The following is a 19630-nucleotide window of genomic DNA, read 5'->3' as shown; positions in this document are numbered from 1 at the left end:
CATTACATCTGCTGCGAAATGACCGAATCCATCACCGTGGTTTGCCAGTCAAACCACGGATTCCAGGTCAGCCTGGCATGAATTTTATCCGGCTCGACCAGCCCCCAATCGGAATACCACACTTCTTCTCCCGCCAGGCAACGTCTGGCTACGGCTTCCGGCTGCCCGTTCGCGCACAATACCACGCTGCCTTTGCGCCCATAGAGCGGGTTTTGCGGTGAGAAGAGGACCGACATATGGGAAAACTGGCTGATGCGATCTTGCGGCAGGACATCGGTTTTCACCAGGATTCGCGGCGCTTTTACCACGCCTGCCGGCGGTGTACCGTACCAAATGACCCGGCTCGCGGGGTGGGTAAAACTGCGGTCAAAATGCTCGAGGATCCAACGGGTATTCAGCACCGAATCGTGCTCAGCCAGCACCAGTAGCGCGGGTTTGTCCCAGGCCTTTTGCGCCAGCCAGTCCTGCGCACGGGCCGCTGTCCACCAGAACTGCGCAAAGCCATTCGTCGGAACGCGTAAATAGCGCGTGGCGATCTGCTGGGGAAAAAGGGTGCCTGGCGGGCGTAGCCAGTCGCGAAACAGCGCGACCGTCGGCGCAAGGAAATCATAGCCAGTACTGGACTTGAAGGCCGGAGAGAATAAGAGTAGCCCCTGCACGCTGTCATGATGCGTCATGGCATAATCCAGTGCCAGATTACCACCGGTTGAAAACCCACCGACCCACAGCGAATCCACCTCTTTTGCGAGAATATCCGCCTGCTCTTGCACCACTTCGCGCCACTGATCGGCGCTGACACTCAACAGATCGGCAGGCCGCGTACCGTGCCCTGGCAGCAACACCGTGCGCACCAGAAAACCCTGTTTCGCCAGTTGCGGTGCAATATCCACAAACGAGGCGGGGCCATCGCCCAGTCCGTGGATCAGCAAAATGCCCTTGCGCGCGGGTGACGCAGGGCGCCACTCCTGCGGCGTGTTTAACTGCAATTCGGCATTTTTATCCAGCGTCTGAAAAGCGCGGTGTGCGGCAACAAACGCACGGGTTTGCTGCTGATAGCTGGCAAAGCTTTTTTGCCCGAGCGGTGCCTCAACGCTCGCTCGCTGTTGGCAGCCTACCAGCAGCAGACTGAGCACGATCATGGCAAACCCGATACGCGTTCCCATTATGCCCCTGCATGAAAGGTGGTGATAATTTCCAGCACCCCGTTAATGATAAATTGCACGCCCATACAGACCAGCAAAAAACCCATCAGCCGGGAGATAGCCTCAATGCCGCCCTTTCCCACCAGCCGCATAATCGCGCCGGAGCTACGCAGGCTTGCCCACAGGATAACGGCCACAATGGCAAAAACAAGCGGCGGCGCAACGGTGATAATCCACGCAGGGAACGCTGTGCCGTGGCGGATCGTCGACGCAGAGCTGATGATCATCGCAATGGTGCCTGGCCCGGCGGTACTGGGCATCGCCAGCGGCACAAAGGCGATATTGGCGCCAGGCTCATCTTGCAGCTCTTCAGATTTGGTTTTGGCTTCCGGCGACTCGTGCGGCTTTTGCTGCGGAAACAGCATGCGAAAACCAATAAAGGCGACAATCAACCCACCGGCGATGCGTAATCCCGGGATCGAAATGCCGAAGGTGCTCATCACCAGCTGCCCGGCGTAATACGCCACCATCATAATGATGAACACATAGACCGATGCCATCAGCGCCTGCTGGTTGCGTTGAGCGCTGTTCATATTCCCCGCCAGCCCTAAAAACAGCGCGACGGTGGTTAGCGGGTTTGCCAGCGGCAACAATACCACCAGCCCGAGGCCAATCACTTTCACTAATTCCAGCATAATGCGCATCACTCCTTGAGGGGGTCAAAACGTTCGCAGTATAGCCTTAACGCGACGGCGAAAGCAGGGTTTGCGGATGGTCACAGCACGAAAAAATAAAGCTATTAGATTGTTTACGCTGGAAATTTTTTTACATCCTCCCGTGTTTTAGCAAATAGTGGCATCGGTCAACTCATTCGGTTGACTTATATTTGCCTGAGCAATAATATCTGCCGTGACTAATCTACTTGCCGGGGCAACCATTGTGAAAAGTACGAATGATCTATTTAACGACATCATTCCTCTTGGCCGTTTGATCCACATGGTTAACCAAAAAAAAGATCGTTTACTGAACGACTATCTGTCGCCGCTGGATGTGACAGCCACCCAATTTAAGGTGCTCTGTTCTATCCGCTGCCAGGTGTGCATTACCCCGGTGGAACTAAAAAAAGTGCTTTCTGTCGATCTCGGCGCCCTGACTCGCATGCTGGACAGACTGGTGTGTAAAGGCTGGATCGAACGTAACCCGAATCCACATGACAAGCGCGGCGTGTTGGTGCAGTTAACGGCCGACGGCGCAGCATTATGTGAGCAATGTCATCAATTGGTAGGGCAAAACCTGCATCAGGAATTAACAAAAAACTTAACGGCAGAAGAAGTGGCAACACTTGAGCATTTGCTTAAGAAAATATTGCCGTAAAACAAAGAGGTATGACGATGTCCAGACGCAATACTGACGCTATTACCATTCATAGCATTTTGGACTGGATCGAGGATAACCTGGAATCACCGCTGTCACTGGAAAAAGTGTCAGAGCGTTCCGGTTACTCCAAGTGGCACCTGCAACGGATGTTTAAAAAAGAGACTGGTCATTCGCTGGGCCAATACATTCGCAGCCGCAAGCTGACGGAAATTGCGCAAAAGCTCAAGGAGAGCAACGAACCGATCCTGTATCTGGCAGAGCGTTATGGGTTTGAATCGCAACAAACCCTGACCCGCACGTTTAAGAACTATTTCGACGTGCCGCCGCATAAATTCCGTGTCACGGATATGCCCGGAGAATCCCGGTATCTCCTGCCACTCAATCACTGTAGTTGCTAATCGCCTGTTTTAAAGACGTATCGAGGAAAGTATGAAACGTATCGCCTGTGCCGCCGTCACCCTGCTGGTGTTGGTTTCCGGCCAGAGTTATGCGGAGCAATTTAATCATCCCGCACAGCAGAACGCGCGCGACACGATGATTTTACCCGCCGCTGCCCAACAAACCTCGCCGTATGATTTTAACCATATGGGCGCGGGGAGCGACAAATCCGACGAATTAGGCGTGCCGTATTACAATCAGCGCGGCTAACCGTTTTGCCCCGCACACTGCGGGGCTTTTTCTCGCTTATCCTGCCTGCACCGCACGACGTAAACGAAAACCAAACACATTGATATAGAGCCCTGCCATCACCAATAATGCTCCGAGCAGTTGCCATACCGACAACGTTTCGCCCAGCAGCAACGCCGCGCTCGCCATCCCCACCACCGGCACCAGCAAAGACAGCGGCGCCACACGCCAGGTTTCATAGCGTCCCAACAGGGATCCCCAAATACCGTAACCGATAATGGTGGCGACAAACGCCAGATAGACCAGCGACAACAGCGTTGTCACATCAATACTCACCAGGCTTTGCAGGATAGCAGCAGGACCGTCGACAACGAGCGACGCCAGCATAAACGGAACAATCGGGATCAATGCACTCCACACCACCAGTGACATCACCGCGGGCCGGGATGTGTGCTGCATAATTTTTTTATTGAAGATATTGCCGCAGGCCCAGCTAAATGCCCCGGCCAGGGTGAGGATGAAACCGACCATCGGCACATGCTGCCCGGTGAGGCTTGACTCAATCAGCACCAGCACACCGAGAATAGCCAGCGTTATCCCGACCAGCTGTTTCGCCTGTAAGCGTTCGCCAAACACGCCCGCGCCAAGGACGATGGTAAAAAATGCCTGCGCCTGTAGCACCAGCGAAGCCAGACCGGCGGGCATACCAAACTTGATGGCGCAAAACAGAAAAGCAAATTGCCCAAAGCTGATGGTCAGTCCATACCCCAACAGTAAAGAGAGTGGGATTTTGGGACGCGCCACAAACAACAGCGCCGGAAACGCCACCAGTACAAAGCGCAAACCTGCCAGCATTAATGGCGGCATAGCGTGCAGACCGACTTTTATGACCACAAAGTTAAGCCCCCACGCTACCACTACCAACATCGCCAGCAGGACATCTTTACGCGCCATTCTTCGCCCCTGTGTAGTTTAAAATTTTGTAAAAAATTTACGTTAACGCAAAAAAATGTACAGCGACAGATCATTAAATCAGGTAGGTCAGTTAAGGCATTTCGCGACAAACATGCGGGTGTACTTCGCACTTTATGCATGTTATTGCTGTATACATCACAAAAAAATATAACAACACGCATGTCGGATAAGCCAATGATCTCAACGCAAACACGCTCTACCGCCGCTTTGCTGGCCTCATCGCTGTTACTCACCATCGGGCGCGGCGCGACGCTGCCCTTTATGACCATTTACCTCAATCGCCAGTATGGCATGGCGGTCGATCAGGTTGGTTACGCCATGACGCTTGCGCTGACCATTGGCGTGGTCTTTAGCCTCGGTTTCGGCATGCTGGCGGATAAGTTCGATAAAAAGCGCTATATGTTGCTCGCGATTACCGCGTTTATCGTCGGTTTCGCCGCCATTCCGCTGGTCGATCATGCAGGACTGGTGGTGCTGTTTTTTGCCCTGATTAACTGCGCATACTCGGTGTTTTCCACCGTACTGAAAGCCTATTTTGCCGATACGCTTACCCCGACAGCGAAGGCGAAGATCTTCTCGCTAAACTACACCGTGCTGAATATTGGCTGGACCGTCGGCCCCCCGCTCGGCACCCTATTGGTGATGCAGAGCATCAATCTGCCGTTCTGGCTGGCGGCAGTGTGCGCCGCGTTCCCGCTGGTGTTTATTCAGTTCTATGTCAGGCGTGTGGCCCAAGGCGCAGGCACAGACGGCCCGGCAGTCTGGCAACCCTCAGTATTACTGAAAGACAAAGCGCTCGGCTGGTTCACGCTGTCGAACTTCCTCGCCTCGTTTGTTGCCGGTTCTTTCGCTTCCTGCCTCTCCCAGTATGTTATGGCCGTGGCAAGCAGTGATTTCGCTGAGCGTGTGGTCGCCGTGGTGCTGCCGGTTAATGCCGCCGTGGTGGTCACGCTTCAATATGCCGTAGGGCGAAAACTCAACGCCGCTAACCTGCGCCCGCTGATGGCGACCGGTACGGTATGTTTTATGATAGGTCTGCTCGGCTTTATGTTGTCCGGCAACAATCTGTGGCTGTGGGGGCTTTCCGCCGCCGTTTTCACGCTGGGTGAGGTGATCTACGCGCCAGGCGAATACCTGCTGATCGACAACATTGCGCCAGCGGGAATGAAAGCCACCTACTTCTCGGCTCAGGCGCTGGGCTGGCTCGGTGCGGCAATGAATCCCTTAATCACCGGCATTATTTTGACCACGTTACCCGCCTGGTCACTGTTTATTATTTTAATAATCACCATTGTGCTGGCCTGGCTGATGATGATACGGGGGATGCAAATCCGCCCGTGGGGCGTTGTGCAGACGCAATAAAAAAACCGGCGCGTTACGCGCCGGTGTCCCACGCTTACCACACCTGTTCGGCAATCTGCGTCACCAGCCGAACCTTGTCCCACTGTTGTGCTGGCGTCAGGGTATTGCCCTCTTCCGTTGAGGCAAAACCGCACTGCGGGCTGAGGCAAATCTGGTTGATGTCGACAAATTTCGCTGCTTCCTGAATACGCGCCTTGATACCCTCCGGGTTTTCCAGCTCGCCATTTTTGGTGGTGATCAGGCCCAGCACCACTTGCTGTTTGCCGGGGCGGACAAAACGCAGCGGTGCAAAATCGCCGGAGCGGTCATTGTCATATTCGAGAAAGAAGGCATCAACATTGACGCTGCCAAATAGCACTTCCGCTACCGGCTCATAGCCCCCTTCCGAAATCCAGGTGGAGCGGAAGTTACCACGACAAACATGCAGCCCGACGGTTAAATCCTCCGGCTTGCCTTCCAGTGCCTGGTTAATCACCCGGGCGTAAATGCGTGCCAGCGCATCCGGATCGTCGCCACGCTCACGGATTTGTCGACGCTGATCGTCAGAACACAGATAGGCCCAGACGGTGTCATCCAGTTGCAAATAGCGGCAACCTGCGGCGTAAAACGCGTGGATCGCGTCGCGCCAGGTGGTCGCCAGGTCATCAAAATAGGCATCCAGATGCGGATAGACTGTCGCGTCGATATCTTTACGTCCGCCGCGGAAGTGCAGCACGCTCGGGCTGGGAATGGTCATCTTCGGCTGGGCATTGCCGCTGATGCTTTTCAGATAACGAAAATCCGCCAGCATCGGGTGATTGCCGAAACGCAGCTTGTCGATCACCCGTACGCCGTGCGCTTTGGTTTGCACGCCATTAAATTGAATACCTTTGTCAGCGTCGTAGCGCTCCACACCTTCCAGACCGTCGAAGAAGTCAAAATGCCACCATGCACGGCGAAACTCACCGTCGGTCACCACATGCAGGCCGCAGGCGCACTGTTGCTCAACAACCTGACGAATGGCTTCATCTTCCACGCTGCGCAACTGCTGTGCGGTGATGTCACCCTGAGCAAACTGCTGACGCGCCTGTTTGATGGCGTCCGGACGTAAAAAACTGCCGACTACGTCAGCGCGGAATGGGGCCTGATGTCGCTGCATACTGCTTCTCCTCGTGCGCCTGGGCAGATGGTTACCCGGCGTGATAATTCATTATTTGAATTTTCAGCCTTCTGGACGGCTAAATGTCCAAATAAAATGTCACACCGGGCCGCTGACCGCAAACGAGAAAAATTCACGGGACATGAATAAATTTCAACTTGAGTGCACGAAGATGAAACTCTCACGCTTAGCCCGCATCAGGGCCTTACCCGTGGGCAAAGGTATAGCCTTCATCTTCCCAGCCGGTGATCCCACCGAGCATAATTTTCACCGCCAGTCCCATCCGCGCCAGTTTCAGCGCCGCGCGATCGGCACCGTTGCAGTGCGGCCCGGCGCAATAGACAACAAACAATGTGTCTGCTGGCCACTGTGCCATACGCTCCGGAGTCATCTGACTGTGCGGTAAATGCAGCGCGCCGGGGAGATGGCGACGGGCAAACGTTTCAGGGCTACCCACCACGTGTAACAACACAAAATCCTGATCCTGCTGGCTGATGGCATGGTGCACATCCGCACAATCGGTTTCTACGCTCAGGCGGTGCATAAAGTGGCTGGCGGCTTCTTCCGGCGAAGCGGCGGGAATATCGGTCACATAGCTCATAGTGCTTTCTCCGTGTTTGTGTTAACACTACTCTAACCAAAACAATACAATCTCACTGCCCGTCTCTATGCCAGATAACACCAGGATAATGACAACTTTACGACGTACTGCATCGCGCCATCGCGTTATTGCCCTCGCCTACGATGGCCTGTGCACATTTGAGTTTGGCGTGGCCGTGGAGATTTTTGGTCTGCCACGCCCGGAGATGGGCGATAGCTGGTACAGCTTTGCGGTGGCGGCCATAGAAGAAGGTGAGCTTCGCGCCACGGGCGGTATTCGCGTCCTGACGGAGGGGGGGCTGGCGCTGCTCGCCACTGCTGACACGATTGTGGTTCCCGGCTGGCGCGGCGCGCAAATGCCGGTTCCTGAGACATTGTGCGCTGCCTTGCGGGCAGCCAGCCTGCGGGGTTGCCGCATCATCTCAATCTGTTCCGGTGTCTTTGTGCTGGCGGCTGCCGGCCTGTTGAACGGGCGTAAAGCGACCACCCACTGGCGCTACACGCCGCTGCTGCGTGAGCACTATCCGACAATAGATGTGCTGGAAGATGCGCTCTATTACGATGAGGGAAACGTGATGACGTCTGCCGGTAGCGCGGCAGGTATCGACCTGTGTCTGCACGTGGTGCGACAGGACTTTGGTATCGAAATAGCCAATCTTGTCGCACAGCGCCTTGTGGTACAGCCGCACCGCGATGGTTCGCAAACGCAGCACCTCACCCGCCCGGTAGCCCGAACCCGGGAGAGTAAGCAACTGGGGCAGTTGTTCGATTTTCTCCACCAACAGCTGGCACAGCCACATACGGTTACCTCGCTGGCACAGCGCACAGGCATGAGCCCACGTACCTTTTTACGCCGTTTTCAGGAGTCTACCGGAACCACGCCACAGCGCTGGATTTTACAGGAACGGCTCCTGCGCGCACAGGAGTTGCTGGTCACGTCGCGGATGAGTATTGATCTTATCGCCGGGCATAGTGGATTTGGCAATGCCGCATCATTACGTCACCATTTTCACCAACAGCACGGTATTTCCCCGGCGATGTATCGGAAGAAATTTACGCTTCCCACGAAATAATTCACACTATTCAGCTTTTATTTAGATTTACCCGGTTAATATATCTCCATCGCGGCAAATTAAGGTAAGAGAGGTCAGTTCGTACATTAGATGGAGGTTTAACATGATGGGAAATATGCACGTATTTATCGCAGTACTGGGAATTGTATTGTTTTCTGGTTTTCTGGCTGCTTATTTTAGCCATAAATGGGATGACTGATGAACGACGATAATCCCCCACCGCGACGGCCCTTTACGCAAAAACGTAAAGGGCCGTTTCTTTTTCTGGCTGATGAACAAAAAAAAACCGCCAGATAACGGCGGTCAATGCTTGCATGGATAGTTTTATGTTTTGCTTTATACGCTAACTCAAACGATCTGGTTAACGGATCGTACATAATTTAACATCGCCATCCTCAACGGTATCTAAACGGAAAAAACCACATCGCGCTTACTGCGTGAGGGTTGTGGGCGGAATATTTCCGTCAGCGAAACGTTTTACTGTTGAAATCACTGACGATATATCTTTCAGAATGAACTTATTGTGTTAACTTCAGCTTTCCATTCAACAGGCCGGAGGGGTTATCCCCAATATTAAATTTCAATGCCCGGTTTGCAGCAGTCAAAAATTTTTATTCACGACATTCTGCCCGGGCCGGCATCAGCCTCATGGTGCAATTTGCTCGGTTTGTGGTACGAGACTGACGGCAAAATCCTGTATTCCCGTGCTACGAAGGAAAAGGTGGCCGAAGCAGGTAATAGAGTAAGGGCCTCTTGTTGAGGCCCTTTTATTGACATATTCCGTTACGCGTTTTTGGCTTTGCCTAAAGAAAAACCGCTCACCTTCGCAATATGCACGCGTAATATGGTTCCTTTAACGCTGGTCCACCCCGCATTTCCGGTCATCCATGACGGATCTTTAATATGCAAATAATTAAGTGGAATAACATGGTCATCGTCAACGCGATAATCTTCAGCCAGATCGTCAAAGAACCGGGCGATAGAGTTTGTCACCGATTCATCGCCGGGAACAGAGCGGATCGCTTTGGCGGTAAATAAGGCATACTCCTGCCCGGAAACCAGTTCTCCGGCGACAACCTGACCGTCGACAACCAGCGTGACCACCATTCCCGCACCTAAATTCGCACAGGATACCAGGTGAGATAAGGCGCTGTCCTGCGTACTGATCGTGGGCGTTATTGCCGCGGGCACTTCACGTTGATTTTCCATTTTGATCTCCGCATCTGGTATTGAAAACCGCCCGCAGGCGGTTGTTATGAGTAGAATTGACGGATGGCCTGTTCAGTTTCCTGCGAAGTGACCAGGTCAGAGAATCGGGCGACAAGAAATGTTTCGCCATCAAGATCCCAGGATTCAATGGGAATTTCGAGAAACGAGCTCTGCTCATTTTTGAACGTAACCGATTTTGCATTATCTTCCACGGTTACGTTTTCAACCTTACCACCGGCGCGAATTACCACTACATTTTTGGTCATGTCGGTTACCTCAGTTGCTCAAATAGCATTCGACATTAACACAGACATTCCAGTAATGCCTGCGTGATGCCACAGAATGTTAAGCTCTAAAATCGGGTCTTTTAATTTGACTTAATGAGGCGGGTAATGCCACGGGTCGAAATGTGAGGCAGCACACACTTTAACAATTGAGTGTGCCGCCAAAAGCACTTAACGCAGTAAGGAGAGCATGGTTTGTGGCACCTGGTTGGCCTGCGCCAGCACCGAGCTTCCCGCCTGCTGGAGGAGTTGCGCGCGCGACATGTTCGATACCTCCGTACCATAGTCCGAATCCAGGATCCGGCTGCGAGCCGAGGAGAGATTATTCGCGGCATTGCTTAAATTGCTGATCACCGATTCAAAACGGTTCTGGTAAGCACCCAGTGCGCTACGCTGCGTATCGACCGCTTTAATCGCATCATCGATGGCCGCCAGCGGGCTGCCGCTCGTCATGCCGCCGGAGGTCACAAGACCGTGAAGAACATCAAAGCCTTGCGACATCGTGCTACGCGCGCTGCCATTGATAAAATCCCCGGACACGTCGCGAATCGCACCTGAATTGGCGTAGAGGTTGTAGCTGTCGCTGCTGCTCATGCTGATGGCGATTTCCTCACCGTCCTCCGTGCCCACATGGAAGCCATAGCTGAACGTTCCGGAACTGGTGTTCAGCACTTTGATGCCGTTGAAATCCGTTTGCGTGGTCACACGGTTAATCTCTTCCATGCGTTCGTTCACTTCCGCCTGGATTGAGTCGATATCCGAGGCGGAATTTGAGCTGTTTTGCGCCTGGACGGTCAAATCCCGGATACGTTGCAGGTTGTTGTTGATTTCACTCAGTGCGCCTTCCGCCGTTTGCGCCAGTGAAATGGCGTCGTTGGCATTACGCGCAGCAACACCCATGCCGTTGATATTAGAAGTAAAACGGTTGGCAATAGCCTGACCCGCAGCATCATCTTTCGCGCTGTTGATGCGGACCCCGGAAGATAAGCGTTCAATCGACGACCCCAACGCCGTCTGCGATTTACTGAGATTGTTTTGGTTAATCAGTGAGAGTGTATTGGTGTTAATGACGGCCATAAGCGAATCCTGCGCTGAATTTTTATAATCTTTCCTGCCGATATGAACCGGTGTTCCGGTTATGTATCGACAAATTATTTCAGGGCTTTAAGGATTTTCTTAGGAAGCTTTACGGCGACAGCCAGAGACCCGACGACAAAACAGATCTCTGGCTGTACAGATTACGGTGATGCCGGGTGCCTCCCGGTGAGTCTGCTCCAGTCCGCAAACTCGCCTTATCCCAAAAAGGTACGACTGGTAGCCCCTCCGCGCAGGGGGATTCATCACCACGCCTAACGGTATTTCCCTTGTGTATGTAAGGTCAATGACCGGGCGGGTTATGTAACTTTTTAAAGTGTATTGCAATCGGAATACGGCCTGTCCATCACACAATATGTGACAGGAAGGGTATTTGACTCACTGTACGCCACAGCACGGAAGGTCAGAAAACCTACCTGATTTTGCCTTGATTCTCATTCTTGTTTGAAAGACCATTCGCCCGCTTAAGTTTTTTCTTAAAATCAAATTTTTATTACATTGTTAACGGATTGCGCATGAATATTGATACGGATAGCGATTGTTTAGGCTTCGATCCTAACCACCCTCTGGCGAATAAATTTGATGTTTTGGTTTATCGGGATGGACTTTTCAGCACATTGCCTAAAAATTTCTTCCAGAACTGGCTGGGTGATACGTCGCAAATTGGCACGATGCATATCGGTAAGTGCTCCGGTTTTGGCGTTGACTCCTTAGTGAAATATGACAGTGATGCGCAAGCATTGCATGTTGGCCGCTTTGTTTCCGGTGGTTTACGGTTAAAATTCATCCTGAATGGTCAACACGAAACCCGCGCCATGTCGACGTCGATCCTGTCGTTTATTCATCCTGAACTGAAAAGCCCGACGCTGCCGCAATACGGACATTCAGTTATCAAGAATGATATCTGGATCGGTGACGAAGTGATGATGTTAGGCGGCGGTACGATTGAGAATGGCTGTATTATTGGCGCGCGTTCCCTTCTCCCGCCGAATTTTACATCAGAGCCCTATGGGATTTATGTCGGTAGCCCGGCACGGCTGGTGCGTTTTCGTTTTACGGACAAAGTGATTGAATCCTTACTGGAACTCGCCTGGTGGGACGCCCCGGATTTGGCGAACTGGTTAAAACGAGTTAACCGCTATTTTCTCGTGGATTTTACGCAGGACGAGAGCAAAACGCTGGATTTACTGGCCGAAGTGAAAGCCCATAAAGCGACGTGGGGTAAAAAAATGGCGCTGGCCGTCTGAAGCTGGGGCACACGCAAATAAAAGCCGGGCTCAACGCCCGGCCTCGGCATTATTCACTCAATCCACGGTTTTTCAGCATCGGTTCAATTTGCGGATCATGGCCGCGCCAATTACGATAAAGTTCAGCTAAATCAGTGCTATTCCCGCGCGATAAAATCGCTTCGCGGAATTTTTGCCCGTTCTCACGGGTTAATCCCCCCTGCTCAACGAACCATTGATACCCATCATCAGCCAGCATTTGCGTCCACAGGTAGGCGTAATAACCCGCGGCATAACCGCCACCAAAAATATGGGCAAAATAGCTGCTGCGATAGCGCGGCGGCACTGCCGCCAGATCAAGCTGCTCGCGTTGGAGCGCCTGCTGTTCGAAGCTCTCCACGTCATTCACAGCCGTACCGTTCGCCAGACTGTGCCAGTTCATATCCAGCAGTGCAGCGCTCAGAAGTTCGGTCATGTCGTAGCCTTTGTTAAACTGTGTAGCGCGCAGCATCTTCTCGCGCAGCGCGTCCGGCATCGGATCTCCGCTCTTGTAGTGCCGCGCATAGCGACTGAACACCTGAGGCTGGCTGGCCCAGTGCTCATTAATCTGTGAGGGGAACTCAACAAAATCACGCGGTGTATTGGTACCGGAAAGGCTGGCGTAGCGCTGTCGGGCAAACAGACCGTGCAGCGTGTGACCAAATTCATGGAACAGGGTGATGACATCATCCCAGGAGAGCAGCGCGGTCTGCCCGGCGGCGGGTTTTTGATAATTACAAACATTGTAAATCACCGGCTTCGTGCCCAGCAGGGTCGACTGTTCAACGAAGTTCCCCATCCATGCGCCACCGCTTTTTGAATCGCGTGCGAAGAAATCCCCGTAGAACAGCGCCAGCCCTTGCCCGTCGGCGTCGAAAATCTCCCATACGCGCACATCCGGGTGGTAAACCGGAATATCAAAACGTTCAACCAGACGGATGCCAAACAGTTCACTGGCGGCCCAAAACACACCTTCGGTGAGCACGGTATTGAGCGCAAAATAGGGTGCGATTTGCGACTCATCTAAATCGTATTTCGCCAGCCGTACCTGTTCTGCATAAAACGCCCAGTCCCAGGCTTGTGCGCGAAATCCCCCTTGCTGTGCATCAATCACCTGTTGAATATCCGCCAGTTCGCGTTCGGCACGCGCCCGGGCAGCGGGGGCAATATTGCGCATAAAGGTCAGTGCGGCCTGCGGTGTACCCGCCATCTGATCAGCGATTTTCCAGCTGGCGAAGTCAGCGAAACCGAGCAATGCCGCCTGCTGCGCGCGTAATTGCACCAACCGCAACACCAGTGCCCGGGTGTCATTGGCATCACCGTGCTCTGTCCGTAGCCAACCCGCCATAAACAGATTTTCACGGGTTTGTCGATCGCGCAACGCCGCCAGCGCGGGTTGTTGTGTGGTGTTCAACAGCGCCAGCAACCAACGGTTTTCAAGGCCTTTTGCCGACGCAGCTTCAGCCGACGCCGCAATCGCCTCTTCGCTCAGCCCTTCGAGCTGGCGCACGTCATCCACCACCAGTCCGCCTGCTTTATCCGCGGCCAGCAAGCGTTGATTAAACTGACTGGTAAGCGTGGCGGATTCGGTATTCAGCGCTTTGAGAGTCGCTTTATCGTCAGCACTTAAGGTCGCCCCTGCCAGCACAAAGCGTTGATACGTTGTCTCAACCAGTCGCAATGACTCCGCATCGAGCGCGAGGGCATCACGCTGCTGCCAGACGGTTTCTACCCGCGCAAACAATGCGTCATCAAGATAGATATCGTTCGCCAGCTCCGCCAGTTCGGCAGAAAATGCCTCATCCAGTTGTTGCAAAAACGCATTGGTATGCGCAGAGGTCATGGCGAAAAAGACGCTGGTTACCTGATTTAACAATTGCCCGCTGCGCTCCAGCGCCAGCACGGTATTATCAAAATCCGCCGCAGCCGGGTTACCCGCAATGGCGGCGATTTCGCTGCGCTTTTGTTGCAGGCCTTGATCAAAGGCCGGACGGTAATGTTCCTGCTGAATCATGTCGAACTGCGGTGCCTGGTAAGGCAACGGACTGGCGGCAAAGAAAGGATTAGTAACCGACATATTTCGCTCCTGAATTCGGTAAGTCTCCTCAGAGTAGGCATCCCTCGCGCGCATCGCAATCATTTCTCGTCCTTGCACACAAGCAACGGTTTTTTGCCACACTGTAGGGTAGGACAACTTGCGTTACCGCTCAGCAGCGGCGCATGCTATGGTACAACACCACAAAAAGCGTTGAGGAACAGTGAGATGATTATTCTGGTTACCGGGGCAACGGCAGGTTTTGGCGAAGCTATTGCGCGCCGTTTCATTCAAAACGGCCACAAAGTGATTGCGACAGGGCGCCGCCAGGAACGTTTGCAGGAGCTGAAAGACGAACTGGGCGATAACCTCTACACGGCGCAACTGGATGTGCGCAATCGCGCCGCTATCGAGGCGTTTATTACCGCGTTGCCAGCACCGTGGCGTGAGATTGACGTGCTGGTCAACAACGCCGGTCTGGCGCTGGGTCTGGAGCCTGCGCATAAAGCCAGTGTCGATGACTGGGAAACGATGATCGACACCAATAACAAAGGCCTGGTCTATATGACCCGCGCCGTGCTGCCGGGCATGGTGGAGCGCAATCGCGGCCATGTGATCAACATTGGCTCCACCGCAGGTAGCTGGCCTTACGCGGGAGGCAACGTCTATGGCGCCAGTAAAGCCTTTGTTCGCCAGTTCAGTCTGAACCTGCGTACCGATCTGAGCGGCACAGCCGTGCGCGTTACTAATCTTGAGCCGGGACTGGTTGGCGGTACGGAGTTTTCGAACGTGCGCTTTAAGGGCGATGATGATAAAGCCGGCAAAACCTACGAAAATACCACTGCCTTGACACCGGAAGATGTGACCGAAGCGGTATGGTGGGTAGCGACGCTGCCGAAACATGTCAATATCAATACGCTGGAAATGATGCCAGTCAGCCAGACATACGCGGGGCTTAGCGTTCACCGCCAGGGTTAATCCCCTCGCCCGGCCTGCGGGCCGGGTATGGGATGTGGGTAAAATTAATGGTATGGTAGACAGGTTAACCCTTTAAAAAGTAAGAGCGCATGGCTGCCGAAACGGAACTCAATCCTACCCAACCCGTCAATCAACAAATTTACCGCATCCTGCGGCGAGATATTGTGCATTGTCTTATCCCACCAGGCACGCCGCTGTCAGAAAAAGAGGTGTCGGTGCGTTTTGACGTGTCGCGTCAGCCGGTGCGTGAAGCATTTATCAAACTGGCGGAAAACGGCCTGATTCAGATCCGCCCGCAGCGCGGCAGCTATGTCAATAAAATCTCCATGACGCAGGTTCGCAATGGTTGTTTCGTCCGCCAGGCAATTGAGTGCGCCGTTGCACGACGTGCCGCCGCGATGATCAATGACAGCACCGCTTATCTGCTGGAGCAGAACCTGAACCAGCAGCGTGTCGCCATTGAGCGCAAGCAGTTGAATGACTTTTTCGAGCTGGATGACAGCTTCCACCAGAAACTGGCGCAGATTGCGGATTGCCAGCTTGCCTGGGACACCATCGAAAATATCAAAGCCACCATCGACCGCGTGCGTTATATGAGTCTCGATCACGTTTCACCGCCGGAGATGCTGCTGCGTCAACATCTGGATATTTTTGCCGCACTGGAAAAGCGCGACGCCGACGCCGTCGATCGCGCCATGACCCTGCATTTGCAGGAAATCAGTGAGTCGGTAAAAACCATTCGCCAGGAAAATCGCGACTGGTTCAGCGAAGAGTAATTTCCCCTCCTTATCCGCCCTGTCTGGCAAGCACGTCATGCTTTTTGCTCATTAAAAAGTGTGACTTTGATCAAAAACAACACCTCATCGCGTGAGAAGCGTATTGATAGTGAGTCCGTCGCGGGGACATCTTCTGCCCCGGATGATTTTGCGGATATCAACAAGGAGAAACCACCATGATGACTTATGATCGTAACCATAATCCCATCACCACCGGCACCCGGGTCATGATTAATGGCACAGGGCGCACCGGGAAAATTGTCGCTATTCATGCTGAGGGGCTAAGTGCGGCAGCGCTGCGTCGCAGCAAAACGGTGGAAGTGGAAGGTTGTGAAGGCAAATTCGAACCGGTTGAACTGATTCGTCTGGGCATGCACTAAGCACGACGTGGTGAGAATGCCGCCGCGGCGGCATTCTACAGAGAATTACAACGCCGCAGCGTACTGCGCAACCGTCGCTTTTGCTCCTTTCTCCAGCAGTGTCTGATACGCTTTTTGCACCTGCGCAACAAAGGTGGCGTCTTTCGGCAGCTCACGGCCGAAAATCGCATCAATACCCAGTAATGCCCGCACGCGCGCTTCACCCTGCGCACTGTTGTTCACGGCGCTCTGGATCACCGCCAGCAGCGGATCGCACACCTCAATGGCCTGGCCCTTTTCATCCACACCGCCCACGTAGCGCATCCAGCCCGCAATGCCTAACGCCAGCAGAGAGAAATCGCGCTGATGAACCCTGTGCCAGCGTACAGAATCGAGCATACGTTGTGGCAGTTTCTGACTACCGTCCATCGCGATTTGCCAGGTGCGATGACGCAGCGCGGTGTTGCTGTAGCGTGCAATCAACAGATCAGCGTAGTGCGCCAGATCAACGCCCTTCACTTTCAGCGTCGGTGCTTGCTCTTTCAGCATGAGCGCGTGTGCGGCTCGGCGATAGTTGTCGTCTTCCATGCACTCATTAATGTGCTGATAGCCCGCCAGGTAACCGAGATAAGCAAGGAACGAGTGGCTGCCGTTGAGCATGCGCAGTTTCATCTCCTCAAACGGGATCACATCCGACACCAGTTCAGCGCCTGCTTTTTCCCATTCCGGGCGTCCGGCAACAAAGTTATCTTCGATAACCCACTGACGAAATGGCTCACAGGCCACACCCGCCGGGTCGCGCACACCGGTCAGTTGTTCGATTTTATCCAGCGTGTCAGCGGTTACTGCCGGAACAATGCGATCCACCATGGTTGACGGGAACGTGACGTTTGCCTCGATCCAGTCAGCGAGTTCTCCGTTGACAGCGCGGGCATAGGCACAGACGACATTGCGCGTAACATGACCGTTTTCCGGCATATTATCGCAAGACATCACGGTAAAAGGCGGTAACCCAGCGGCTTTGCGGCGCGCCAGCGCTTCGACAATCACCCCGGCAGCGGATTTTGGCTGGTGCGGGTTTTGCAAATCCCCCACGATTAAAGGATGGTCGGTCATCAACTGGCCGGTGGCCGGAGAGTGGCAATACCCTTTCTCGGTGATGGTCAGCGACACAATCGCCACTTGCGGTTCGCACATTGCCGCCAGTACGGTTTCCAGGCCGTCCACCTGCGCGTGCAGCGCGCGTTTCGCAACACCGACCACACGCGCCGTCCATGCATCCGCAGACATTTCCGCCACGGTGTACAAATTATCCTGCTGTTTCAGGTCAGCAATCTGCTGCTCGCCGCCAATCAGGTTGACTTCGCAGTAGCCCCAGTCGCTGCCATGTTCCGCGGCGAGGATATCCGCATAGACCGACTGGTGAGCACGGTGAAACGCACCAAAACCCAGATGCACGATCCGCGCCTGCAGTGCGTCGCGGTTATAGTGGGGAAGTGTTGCTTTTGCGTTGAGTAACCGGTTTTCCATAGTTGCGACTCGTTAATAGATGAAACGGAAATCCCGTCAGCATGGCGGCCGGACTGTTTGATGCGACCGGTCGCCTGCTGACTACATAAACTAGAATGGTAGATAAGGTAAAAAAATATCTGTCATTAACGATACCAATTGTGGGTGGCTGAACATTGATTTACGTTAACTTTTGCCTAAGTGGTGTGATACAAAAGCAAAGTTATGTGACAGCATTGTGGTTTAACACCAAGGTTGTAAACCAGAAGATCAGGCGGAAGTCACTCGCGAGGTCCCTGTTTGCTCTACCGTGCCTTTTTCTACCCATAATGCGTCGTAATCGTAACCGGTCAGATCTTCCACAATGCGGCGGGTATCCGTGGTTACCGCATTTTTTGCCCCTCCCGCTTTCAGGCGATCCACCTCTTCAACAAAAATCTTATGCGTCTTTTTATTGAGATTGAACGTGACAGCCTGCCAAAGTGCGAGTAACAGGAGCCCTGCCGTGCCGATAAACATCAACATGGCAATCATGTGAATTGCTTCTGGCGGTTGAACCTGACTTCCTTTTACAAACCCGCCATTCTGCAATAAAAGGCCGACAATAAACGTCGCAATGGCTACCGTCGTTTTACGTGAAAACGTCATTACTGCTGCAAACAAGCCCTCACGACGCTGGCGACTCACCATTTCGTCAATATCAGGAATAAACGGGAACACGTTCCACGGAGTGAACTCCAGAACACAGCGACCAACCTGATACAACCCCGCCAGAATCACCAGTGTGGCGACCGTGTTCAACGCCGGGATGTGATATACAGCGAAGAAACCCCCAAGGCACAACAACATCAATGAGTAGGCAAAAACATAAAGACGCGAAGGACCAAATTTAATAATGCCAATCCCGGCGATCAGCGTTACAGGTAAGCCAACGATGCTCATAGAAAGGAGGCTACCAGCCAATGAAGATGAGACATTCAGACAATACACACAAAAGAAGACAAACACTGTGTTGTAAACATCTTTGCCCGTGAATGACAATAAATAAATGGCAAGGTGTTTTCTGAACGCCCTGATTTTCAACGTTGAACCATACTCTTTGAACAAGCGTGTAAATGCGCATACTTTTTGCGAAAAAGTCGTATTGCGTGTTTTTGTTTCCAGTTGAGCGAGCATATCCGGGGTCAACTCACGCTCCCAGGTCACTTTCCATGAAATAAACACACAGACCATAAATAACACCGCAAAAATCACACCGTTAATCAAATAGGCGTTCGCATTATGCTCACCAAAATAACCTATCAAAAGCCCCGGAATAAACGTTGCCAGAAAGGTGCCGGATGCGGATAAAAACATGCGACAAGTCGATAACTTCGTGCGCGCATTAAAATCCTTGGTCATTTCCGAGGGCAGCGTTTCCCAGGGGATCAAGACCATTGCGGCAATGATCTCGAATGCGAGATAGACAGACAGATAAAATCCGTAACTCATTCCATTCAACCACAACAAGCTATATACCAGCATGAGTGGCGCGCCAAGCAACAAGAAGAAACGGCGACGACCGAATTTTTTGCCGAAATAATTCTTGTAAAAATGATCGGTAAAGCTGCCCATAAATAAACTTACGATAGCATCCACAATACGAGCAATCGCGACAATGGAAGCGGCTTCTACCGGGGACAAGCCAACAAAAGTCGTATAAAAAAAGAGTAACCATGCACCAATAACGGTAAATGCACCCCCACCCATTATATCCGTCATGCCATACCCGATACTCACCGGTATGGTGATTTTTTTACTTGAAATAGACATGTTCTATCCTCAGA

The 19630-nt window shown here is 52.9% G+C and carries 21 protein-coding genes; 10 read left to right on the top strand and 11 right to left on the bottom strand.

Annotated elements, in window-relative coordinates:
* Positions 1-2 precede the first annotated feature (2 nt).
* Positions 3-1163: an alpha/beta hydrolase gene (locus GA0061071_RS16085; RefSeq protein ID WP_088237492.1), complete on the bottom strand. Its 1161-nt coding sequence runs from the start codon at positions 1161-1163 to the stop codon at positions 3-5.
* Positions 1163-1837, bottom strand: coding sequence for a MarC family NAAT transporter (locus GA0061071_RS16080; protein ID WP_061500014.1), 675 nt, complete (start codon positions 1835-1837; stop codon positions 1163-1165). The genes GA0061071_RS16085 and GA0061071_RS16080 overlap by 1 nt, the downstream gene beginning before the upstream one ends.
* 244 nt (positions 1838-2081) lie before the next feature.
* Between GA0061071_RS16080 and marR the strand changes: the two genes are divergently transcribed.
* From marR to marB, 3 genes are read left to right on the top strand one after another with little or no spacing between them, the layout of a single operon-like run.
* The gene (gene marR, locus GA0061071_RS16075) at positions 2082-2516 is read left to right on the top strand and encodes a multiple antibiotic resistance transcriptional regulator MarR (protein WP_061495634.1); all 435 of its coding nucleotides are present in this window, start codon (positions 2082-2084) and stop codon (positions 2514-2516) included.
* A 17-nt stretch (positions 2517-2533) separates the two neighbouring features.
* Positions 2534-2917, top strand: coding sequence for an MDR efflux pump AcrAB transcriptional activator MarA (marA, locus tag GA0061071_RS16070; protein ID WP_139109669.1), 384 nt, complete (start codon positions 2534-2536; stop codon positions 2915-2917).
* 31 nt (positions 2918-2948) lie between these two features.
* Complete coding sequence (marB, locus tag GA0061071_RS16065) at positions 2949-3167, top strand: multiple antibiotic resistance protein MarB (protein ID WP_061495631.1); 219 nt, start codon at positions 2949-2951, stop codon at positions 3165-3167.
* A 36-nt stretch (positions 3168-3203) separates the two neighbouring features.
* Here marB and eamA read toward each other — a convergent pair whose 3' ends face one another.
* Positions 3204-4100: an O-acetylserine/cysteine exporter gene (gene eamA, locus GA0061071_RS16060; protein WP_061495629.1), complete on the bottom strand. Its 897-nt coding sequence runs from the start codon at positions 4098-4100 to the stop codon at positions 3204-3206.
* A gap of 195 nt (positions 4101-4295) precedes the next feature.
* Here eamA and ydeE point away from each other — a divergent pair, with 195 nt between their 5' ends.
* Positions 4296-5483, top strand: a complete 1188-nt coding sequence (gene ydeE / locus GA0061071_RS16055; protein ID WP_061495627.1) for an efflux MFS transporter YdeE — start codon at positions 4296-4298, stop codon at positions 5481-5483.
* A gap of 34 nt (positions 5484-5517) precedes the next feature.
* Here the strand turns inward: ydeE and GA0061071_RS16050 are convergent, their stop codons facing one another.
* Both GA0061071_RS16050 and GA0061071_RS16045 read right to left on the bottom strand, forming a co-directional pair.
* Positions 5518-6621, bottom strand: coding sequence for a cobalamin-independent methionine synthase II family protein (locus tag GA0061071_RS16050; protein WP_061495625.1), 1104 nt, complete (start codon positions 6619-6621; stop codon positions 5518-5520).
* 205 nt (positions 6622-6826) lie between these two features.
* Positions 6827-7222 (bottom strand): rhodanese-like domain-containing protein, encoded by a 396-nt coding sequence (locus GA0061071_RS16045; RefSeq protein WP_061495622.1) that lies wholly within the window; start codon positions 7220-7222, stop codon positions 6827-6829.
* A 67-nt stretch (positions 7223-7289) separates the two neighbouring features.
* Between GA0061071_RS16045 and ftrA the strand changes: the two genes are divergently transcribed.
* Both ftrA and mgtS read left to right on the top strand, forming a co-directional pair.
* Positions 7290-8294, top strand: coding sequence for a transcriptional regulator FtrA (ftrA, locus tag GA0061071_RS16040; RefSeq protein ID WP_167352659.1), 1005 nt, complete (start codon positions 7290-7292; stop codon positions 8292-8294).
* A gap of 103 nt (positions 8295-8397) precedes the next feature.
* Positions 8398-8493 (top strand): protein MgtS, encoded by a 96-nt coding sequence (gene mgtS, locus GA0061071_RS16035; protein WP_088237490.1) that lies wholly within the window; start codon positions 8398-8400, stop codon positions 8491-8493.
* A 584-nt stretch (positions 8494-9077) separates the two neighbouring features.
* Here the strand turns inward: mgtS and GA0061071_RS16030 are convergent.
* The 3 genes from GA0061071_RS16030 to GA0061071_RS16020 all read right to left on the bottom strand — a co-directional run bounded on the left by GA0061071_RS16030 (position 9078) and on the right by GA0061071_RS16020 (position 10864).
* On the bottom strand, positions 9078-9503 hold the full coding sequence (locus GA0061071_RS16030) for a hypothetical protein (RefSeq protein ID WP_061495618.1): 426 nt from the start codon (positions 9501-9503) through the stop codon (positions 9078-9080).
* A gap of 44 nt (positions 9504-9547) precedes the next feature.
* Positions 9548-9769 (bottom strand): hypothetical protein, encoded by a 222-nt coding sequence (locus tag GA0061071_RS16025; protein ID WP_061495616.1) that lies wholly within the window; start codon positions 9767-9769, stop codon positions 9548-9550.
* A gap of 189 nt (positions 9770-9958) precedes the next feature.
* Positions 9959-10864 (bottom strand): flagellin N-terminal helical domain-containing protein, encoded by a 906-nt coding sequence (locus tag GA0061071_RS16020; RefSeq protein ID WP_061495613.1) that lies wholly within the window; start codon positions 10862-10864, stop codon positions 9959-9961.
* A 533-nt stretch (positions 10865-11397) separates the two neighbouring features.
* Here GA0061071_RS16020 and GA0061071_RS16015 point away from each other — a divergent pair.
* Complete coding sequence (locus GA0061071_RS16015; RefSeq protein ID WP_061495611.1) at positions 11398-12129, top strand: LbetaH domain-containing protein; 732 nt, start codon at positions 11398-11400, stop codon at positions 12127-12129.
* Positions 12130-12178: 49 nt separating this feature from the next.
* Here GA0061071_RS16015 and dcp read toward each other — a convergent pair whose 3' ends face one another.
* Complete coding sequence (gene dcp / locus GA0061071_RS16010) at positions 12179-14224, bottom strand: peptidyl-dipeptidase Dcp (protein WP_088237489.1); 2046 nt, start codon at positions 14222-14224, stop codon at positions 12179-12181.
* 186 nt (positions 14225-14410) lie between these two features.
* Between dcp and ydfG the strand changes: the two genes are divergently transcribed.
* The 3 genes from ydfG (at position 14411) to ydfZ (ending at position 16316) form a co-directional block, all read left to right on the top strand.
* Positions 14411-15160, top strand: coding sequence for a bifunctional NADP-dependent 3-hydroxy acid dehydrogenase/3-hydroxypropionate dehydrogenase YdfG (gene ydfG / locus GA0061071_RS16005; protein ID WP_061495607.1), 750 nt, complete (start codon positions 14411-14413; stop codon positions 15158-15160).
* 89 nt (positions 15161-15249) lie between these two features.
* Positions 15250-15936 carry a GntR family transcriptional regulator gene (locus GA0061071_RS16000; RefSeq protein WP_061495605.1) on the top strand — a complete coding sequence of 229 codons (687 nt, stop codon included), beginning with the start codon at positions 15250-15252 and terminating at the stop codon, positions 15934-15936.
* A 176-nt stretch (positions 15937-16112) separates the two neighbouring features.
* A complete protein-coding gene (gene ydfZ, locus GA0061071_RS15995) occupies positions 16113-16316 on the top strand; it encodes a putative selenium delivery protein YdfZ (protein WP_061495603.1) in 204 nt (67 codons plus the stop codon).
* 45 nt (positions 16317-16361) lie between these two features.
* Here ydfZ and GA0061071_RS15990 read toward each other — a convergent pair whose 3' ends face one another.
* Positions 16362-17825: a mannitol dehydrogenase family protein gene (locus GA0061071_RS15990; protein WP_088237488.1), complete on the bottom strand. Its 1464-nt coding sequence runs from the start codon at positions 17823-17825 to the stop codon at positions 16362-16364.
* A gap of 249 nt (positions 17826-18074) precedes the next feature.
* Complete coding sequence (locus GA0061071_RS15985) at positions 18075-19616, bottom strand: MFS transporter (RefSeq protein WP_088237487.1); 1542 nt, start codon at positions 19614-19616, stop codon at positions 18075-18077.
* Positions 19617-19630: the final 14 nt, after the last annotated feature.

This window comes from Kosakonia oryzendophytica (assembly GCF_900094925.1).
Lineage (GTDB): Bacteria > Pseudomonadota > Gammaproteobacteria > Enterobacterales > Enterobacteriaceae > Kosakonia > Kosakonia oryzendophytica.
The sequence above is the reverse complement of the archived record's forward strand: the minus strand, read 5'-3'. Positions and strand labels throughout refer to the sequence as shown.

What these genes read in the sequence shown, in the direction of transcription:
- ydfZ (WP_061495603.1), top strand. Translation starts at nt 16,113, where the DNA reads ATGATGACTTATGATCGTAACCATAATCCCATCACCACCGGCACCCGG.
- dcp (WP_088237489.1), bottom strand. Translation starts at nt 14,224, where the DNA reads ATGTCGGTTACTAATCCTTTCTTTGCCGCCAGTCCGTTGCCTTACCAG.
- ydeE (WP_061495627.1), top strand. Translation starts at nt 4,296, where the DNA reads ATGATCTCAACGCAAACACGCTCTACCGCCGCTTTGCTGGCCTCATCG.
- GA0061071_RS15990 (WP_088237488.1), bottom strand. Translation starts at nt 17,825, where the DNA reads ATGGAAAACCGGTTACTCAACGCAAAAGCAACACTTCCCCACTATAAC.
- GA0061071_RS16030 (WP_061495618.1), bottom strand. Translation starts at nt 9,503, where the DNA reads ATGGAAAATCAACGTGAAGTGCCCGCGGCAATAACGCCCACGATCAGT.
- ftrA (WP_167352659.1), top strand. Translation starts at nt 7,290, where the DNA reads ATGCCAGATAACACCAGGATAATGACAACTTTACGACGTACTGCATCG.
- eamA (WP_061495629.1), bottom strand. Translation starts at nt 4,100, where the DNA reads ATGGCGCGTAAAGATGTCCTGCTGGCGATGTTGGTAGTGGTAGCGTGG.
- GA0061071_RS16025 (WP_061495616.1), bottom strand. Translation starts at nt 9,769, where the DNA reads ATGACCAAAAATGTAGTGGTAATTCGCGCCGGTGGTAAGGTTGAAAAC.
- mgtS (WP_088237490.1), top strand. Translation starts at nt 8,398, where the DNA reads ATGATGGGAAATATGCACGTATTTATCGCAGTACTGGGAATTGTATTG.
- marB (WP_061495631.1), top strand. Translation starts at nt 2,949, where the DNA reads ATGAAACGTATCGCCTGTGCCGCCGTCACCCTGCTGGTGTTGGTTTCC.
- GA0061071_RS16085 (WP_088237492.1), bottom strand. Translation starts at nt 1,163, where the DNA reads ATGGGAACGCGTATCGGGTTTGCCATGATCGTGCTCAGTCTGCTGCTG.
- GA0061071_RS16015 (WP_061495611.1), top strand. Translation starts at nt 11,398, where the DNA reads ATGAATATTGATACGGATAGCGATTGTTTAGGCTTCGATCCTAACCAC.
- GA0061071_RS16080 (WP_061500014.1), bottom strand. Translation starts at nt 1,837, where the DNA reads ATGCTGGAATTAGTGAAAGTGATTGGCCTCGGGCTGGTGGTATTGTTG.
- GA0061071_RS16020 (WP_061495613.1), bottom strand. Translation starts at nt 10,864, where the DNA reads ATGGCCGTCATTAACACCAATACACTCTCACTGATTAACCAAAACAAT.
- GA0061071_RS16050 (WP_061495625.1), bottom strand. Translation starts at nt 6,621, where the DNA reads ATGCAGCGACATCAGGCCCCATTCCGCGCTGACGTAGTCGGCAGTTTT.
- GA0061071_RS16000 (WP_061495605.1), top strand. Translation starts at nt 15,250, where the DNA reads ATGGCTGCCGAAACGGAACTCAATCCTACCCAACCCGTCAATCAACAA.
- GA0061071_RS15985 (WP_088237487.1), bottom strand. Translation starts at nt 19,616, where the DNA reads ATGTCTATTTCAAGTAAAAAAATCACCATACCGGTGAGTATCGGGTAT.
- marA (WP_139109669.1), top strand. Translation starts at nt 2,534, where the DNA reads ATGTCCAGACGCAATACTGACGCTATTACCATTCATAGCATTTTGGAC.
- GA0061071_RS16045 (WP_061495622.1), bottom strand. Translation starts at nt 7,222, where the DNA reads ATGAGCTATGTGACCGATATTCCCGCCGCTTCGCCGGAAGAAGCCGCC.
- ydfG (WP_061495607.1), top strand. Translation starts at nt 14,411, where the DNA reads ATGATTATTCTGGTTACCGGGGCAACGGCAGGTTTTGGCGAAGCTATT.